The organism is Daeguia caeni, assembly GCF_042653845.1.
GTDB lineage: Bacteria > Pseudomonadota > Alphaproteobacteria > Rhizobiales > Rhizobiaceae > Brucella > Brucella caeni.
Map to the genome: position 1 here is coordinate 1 of NZ_JBHSEL010000073.1, position 1,443 is coordinate 1,443.

Consider the following 1,443-nt stretch of genomic DNA (forward strand, 5'->3'; position numbering starts at 1 on the left):
ATCGTCACAAGCTTGGATGGTCATCTCCTCAATCAGGCGAATGACGAGGCGTATCGCAAAAATGAAATTTTGAGTCGGGCTCTAAGGCCGCCTTCTTACAAATTGCGCTAATTCAATGCGGTTCAAAGTTACAGAACGATATGCATATTCAAGGTGAATACCGTATTTCTCTGTATTATACCAGAAAAATTAAGATCATAATCTGCAATGAAGACAATTATATTAACATAAGATCAAATTAAAATTTGATATCAAGCTTTATTGGAAATTTTACATGTCGTAATGATAATAATAATATACTATTGCAATCGTGACGAATATTTTATATGGTCGGTTTCCCTTTAGAAAAATTCACGTTGAGGACATGGTTGCAGATTTTCGGCATAGGCATGTATTAACTGCCGTCGCGAACAATCAATCTATGTTCCCATTGATTCTGAAATCCAGATCAAACCATGTCGTTGGGTTGCTGCATGCTTGATCCTGCAGCGACCCATAAATTCCTGTCACTGCAAATATTCATGATCTACTGCCTGTAGTAGCTCACTGGTTGGAATTTATCATGACAATCTGGACTGAAGTGGCTCGTGCCAGCAACAGCGCTGGCGATGAGATATTGCTGCGTCAACGCGACAAGATTTATGAGATCCGCTATAACGGCCTGGAATTGATGTCGAACATCAATTACCAGTCGGAAACCATACTGGCTGAAAGATCGTTCCGCCTTCTGGATCAGGAACCAAGGCATATATTGATCGGCGGCCTCGGCATGGGCTTTACGCTGCGGGCAGCGCTTGATTGCATAACAGATAGAACACAAATTACAGTCTGTGAATTGGTTCCAGAAATTGTGGAATGGAACCAATCATTGATAGGGCATCTTGCCGGCTTTCCGCTGCAGGATCCACGTGTCCAACTAATCGTTGGCGACGTGATGCAGACCTTGCGGTGCAGTAGAGGGGAGTATGATCTGATCCTGATGGATACAGATAATGGCCCCGATTTTCTGGTGCGACAAGAAAATGATACCATCTATGCGCAACAGGGGCTGGCCCTTGTCAACCGCGCCATGGCTTGCAATGGAATTACCAGTTTCTGGTCTGCTACTGTTTCACCGGCTTTTGAAGGCCTGTTGAATAAGATGGGCTATGAATGGGAGCGGCATGATGTAAGCCTGATTCCGGGGCGGGCCGATGCATTCCATTACATCTATTTTGTTTCCAAGCTTCAGCAGAAGGATTTTGTAGCTGGCGCGGCCAAATATCATTATGCGGAGCGCCCTGTCGTGACCTCTTAACAGAAGTTAAAGGGTGGCCATGTGCTGCCCTGAACCGCCCCGGGTTTGCCGGAGACCGTTTGGTTTAAGAGCCCGACTCAAAATTTCATTTTTGCGATACGCCTCGTCATTCGCCTGATTGAGGAGATGACCATCCAAGCTTGTGA

The 1,443-nt window shown here is 45.3% G+C and carries 1 protein-coding gene; it reads left to right on the forward strand.

What is annotated here, in order from left to right:
* Positions 1-562: 562 nt before the first annotated feature.
* On the forward strand, positions 563-1,297 hold the full coding sequence (locus tag ACFO1V_RS09450) for a spermine/spermidine synthase domain-containing protein (protein WP_374834769.1): 735 nt from the start codon (positions 563-565) through the stop codon (positions 1,295-1,297).
* The last annotated feature ends 146 nt before the right edge of the window (positions 1,298-1,443 follow it).